Origin of the sequence: Micromonospora sp. KC723, from assembly GCF_004348595.1 — a bacterium.
In the GTDB taxonomy this organism is placed as follows: domain Bacteria; phylum Actinomycetota; class Actinomycetes; order Mycobacteriales; family Micromonosporaceae; genus Micromonospora.
The window spans coordinates 1-3,367 of sequence record NZ_SMKD01000250.1 but is presented as its reverse complement, the minus strand read 5'-3'; the positions used below and the strand labels follow the sequence as shown (position 1 = coordinate 3,367).

The 3,367-nt window shown below is 75.2% G+C and carries 3 protein-coding genes and 1 pseudogene; 1 reads left to right on the top strand and 3 read right to left on the bottom strand.

All coding sequences use genetic code 11. From position 1 onward, the window contains the following. Window positions 1-50: 50 nt before the first annotated feature. Window positions 51-1,088, top strand: coding sequence for a phosphatase PAP2 family protein (locus E1165_RS28280; RefSeq protein ID WP_371687408.1), 1,038 nt, complete (start codon window positions 51-53; stop codon window positions 1,086-1,088). A gap of 43 nt (window positions 1,089-1,131) precedes the next feature. Here the strand turns inward: E1165_RS28280 and E1165_RS28275 are convergent, their stop codons facing one another. The 3 genes and pseudogenes from E1165_RS28275 to E1165_RS28265 form a co-directional block, all read right to left on the bottom strand. After that, window positions 1,132-2,610 carry a PH domain-containing protein gene (locus E1165_RS28275; protein ID WP_371687407.1) on the bottom strand — a complete coding sequence of 493 codons (1,479 nt, stop codon included), beginning with the start codon at window positions 2,608-2,610 and terminating at the stop codon, window positions 1,132-1,134. After that, window positions 2,607-3,125, bottom strand: a complete 519-nt coding sequence (locus tag E1165_RS28270; protein ID WP_132394746.1) for a PH domain-containing protein — start codon at window positions 3,123-3,125, stop codon at window positions 2,607-2,609. Before E1165_RS28270 ends, E1165_RS28275 begins: the two co-directional genes overlap by 4 nt. Before the next feature lie 22 nt (window positions 3,126-3,147). After that, window positions 3,148-3,367 (bottom strand): annotated as a pseudogene (locus E1165_RS28265) (hypothetical protein); the annotation flags it as partial.

Below are 3,367 nucleotides of genomic sequence, written 5' to 3'. Positions count from 1 at the left end.
CCCCCGCCCCGACCGGACCCCCCGCGTCTCCCGTCGCCGGTCGCCGGCGCGTGACCGCGATGGCGGTCTGGGGCGTCGCCTTCGTCGTCGCCTGGCTGGCCATCGGTCTGCCCACCGATCCGGCGTACGCCTTCCTCTGGATCTGGGCGGGCACCGTCGCCTGGAACTCGCACCGGCCGTGGCGCAGCCACCTGGCCTTCGCCCGGGACTGGATCCCGGTGGTGTTGCTGCTCGCGGTCTACAACCTCTCCCGTGGGTTCGCCGACAACGGCGCGACCCCGCACGCCTACGAGCTGATCGTCGCCGACCGGGTGATGTTCGGCTGGGCCACCGGCGGGGAGGTGCCCACCGTCTGGTTGCAGGAGCACCTGTACCAGCCCGACGTGCGCTGGTGGGACGTGCTGGCGAGCTGGGTCTACTTCTCCCACTTCGTGGTGGCGCTGGCCGCCGCCGCGGTGCTGTGGTTGCGCAACCGCCGCCGGTGGGCGGCGTACATGCGGCGCTTCGGGTTCCTCTGCGCCGCCGGCCTGGTGACCTACTTCCTCTACCCGGCCGCCCCGCCCTGGTGGGCGGCGCAGAACGGACTGCTCACCGAGGTCGCCCGGATCTCCACCCGGGGCTGGAAGGCGTTCGGCATGCACGGCGCGGGCAACCTGCTCAACGCCGGCCAGATCGCCGCCAACCCGGTGGCCGCGATGCCGTCACTGCACACCGCGTGGGCGTTGTTCGTGGTGCTGTTCTTCTTCCGCTCCGTCCGCCGGCGCTGGTGGCCGCTGCTGCTGGCGTACCCGCTGGCGATGACCTTCACCCTGGTCTACTCCGGCGAGCACTACGTGATCGACGTGCTGGTCGGCTGGGCGTACGTGGGGCTGACCTTCCTGGTGGTCGGTCTGGCCGAGCGCTGGTGGGCGGCCCGCCGGGCCCGTCGCCGGCCGGTCGGCGACGCCCCTGACGTCCCTGACGGGCCGGCCGGGGCGGACGCCGAGGCGCCGGCCGCCACCCCGGTCGCGGCGAAGCCGCACGCCGTGCCACCGGCTCCCGCCGGCCCGCCGGACGTCGAGGAGCCCGCCGAACCGGTCACTCGCTGAACCGCCCGCCGGCCGTCCGTTGCCACGGCCGGCCGGGGACGGGTCAGCGGCGTCGCCGCGCCGCGTGCGCCCGCGCGACCAGCTCCGCCGCGAGGGCCCACGCCTCGGCCAGGTCACGGTCGTATGCCGCGGCGCCGCCGCCGGACGCCGTGTCGGCGTGCACCGTGGCCAGCCGCAGTCGCCGCTGTGCCGGCCCCTGCACCACCCGCACGCTCTGGATCCGGGCGTACGGGACGATCGCCAGCTGCCGCGTCAACAGCCCCGAGCGGACGGCGAAGACCTGCTCGCCCAGCCCGGCGCCGAGCACCCGGGCGCTCAGCGGGCGCAGCCAGCGGGCCCGGGCCGGCGGTGGCATCAACGGCAACGTGGTCAGTCGCACCCCGGGGAGCACCTCGGCCACGATCATCTCGGCGGTGCGCAGGTCGCCGACGGGCAGCAGCCGGTCCGGCCGGTTGCGGTCGTCCGGGTCGCCGGCCGAGTAGCCGGCGACCTCCAGGCGCAGCCGCAGCCACCCCTTCCACCGCCAGAGCAGCGGCCACGTCACCCCCACCGTCTGCACCCGGTCCAGCGGGACGGTCTGCATCCGGGTTTCCAGCAGGCCGTTGCGTATCCGCAGGCCGGCGTCCTCCCGGGCCAGCCGGAAGTCCCAGTCGTCGAGGACCCGACGCACCGGTTGCAGGATGATGCCGGCCATCGCGGTCAACGTGCTGGCCACCGCGATGAACGACCAGGACCCCTCGGAGACGAACTGCGCCACCACGAAGGCCACCCCGAAGGGGAGCAGGAACGCCTGTGGGGTGAGCAGTTGACTGACCAGGAGGTCGCCGTGGCGTACGGCGTGCAGCTCACGCCCGGTGGTCTCCGGCGCGGGCCCGGCGGCGGCGACCACCGGGGCGGACGGGTGGCCCGGCGCGCGGCCCGCCACCGCGAGCAGCCGCTGGCGCAACGTCGCCGCCTCGGCGAGCCCCAGGTACGCCAGCGGCGCCTCGGTCTTGCCGCCGCCGACCACCTCCAGCCGTAGCTCGGCCAGGCCGGTGAGCTGGGCGAGCAGCGGCCGGACCACCTCCACCGCCTGCAACCGTTCCAGCGGGATGGCCCGGGTGCGCCGCCACAGCAGCCCCTCGTGGATCCGCAGTTCCCGCCCGACGATGTGGTACCCGGTGTTCCACCAGCTGACCACCGCGAGCACGGTCGCGCCCAGGGCCAGCACCACCACCATCGCCGCGAACCAGCCGAAGCCCACCCGGGACAGCGTCGACCAGGACAGGCCGGCGATGACGACGATGAGGGACTTCGCGCCGTGCAGCACGGGGCTCAGCGGGTGCAGGCGCTGCCGGGGCTCCTCGGGCGGAAGGTCCGCCGGCGGCGTACCGGTGGCCTCCGGCGGGGCCCACCGGCCGGCCGGTGCGGGCCACGGCCCGGCCGGTGGGGCGGGCCACCGGCCGTCGCCGGTATCGCCGCGTGAGTGGCCCGGCACGGACCCGGGGCGGACCGGCTCGGGATGGTGCGGGCCGTCGCTCACAACCCCTCCGCGCGGTCTTCGCCGAGCGCCGTCAGCCGGTCGCGCAGCCGGGCTGCCTCCGCCGGCCGCAGACCGGGAATCCGGGCGTCACTGGCCGCCGCGGCGGTGTGCAACTGCACGGTGGCGAGGCCGAAGGCGCGTTCCAGCGGGCCGGCGCTGACATCGACGAACTGCATCCGCGCGTACGGCACGATGGACAGCCGGCGTACCAGCAGCCCGTGCCGGACCAGCAGGTCCCTGTCGCGTTCGGCGTAGCCCCAGGCGTGCACGGCCCGGACGATCGCCACCGTCCGCCACAGCCCCGCCAGCAGCACCAGGCCGAGCGCCGCGCCGAAGAGCCAGTGGCCACTGAGGGCCCAGCCGACAGCCAACCCGGCCAGCACCACGGCCAGCACGATGGCCAGCCGCAGCAGCTCCACCCAGATCAGGTCACGGGAGATGGGCTGCCAGCGGACGGCGTCCGGCCAGGGTTCCAGGGCACTGACCGGGGGCTGCGCCGGCTCTGCGCCGGTCACCGGAGACGTCCGCTTCGCGCGTTCACGATCCGAGGGTATGCGATCCCGGCAGGGGTGCGACCTCGCGCAGGAAGCCGCGCGCGTCGAGGAAGTCGCCGAGGGACGTCCGGTGGGCCGGGCAGGCCAGCCAGGTCTTACGGCGCTCGGGGTCGTGCAGTCGGGGGTTGTTCCAGCGCAACGCCCAGACGGCGGGGGCGCGACACCCACGGGCCGAGCAGATCGGGGCCTCGTCGGCGGGGGTG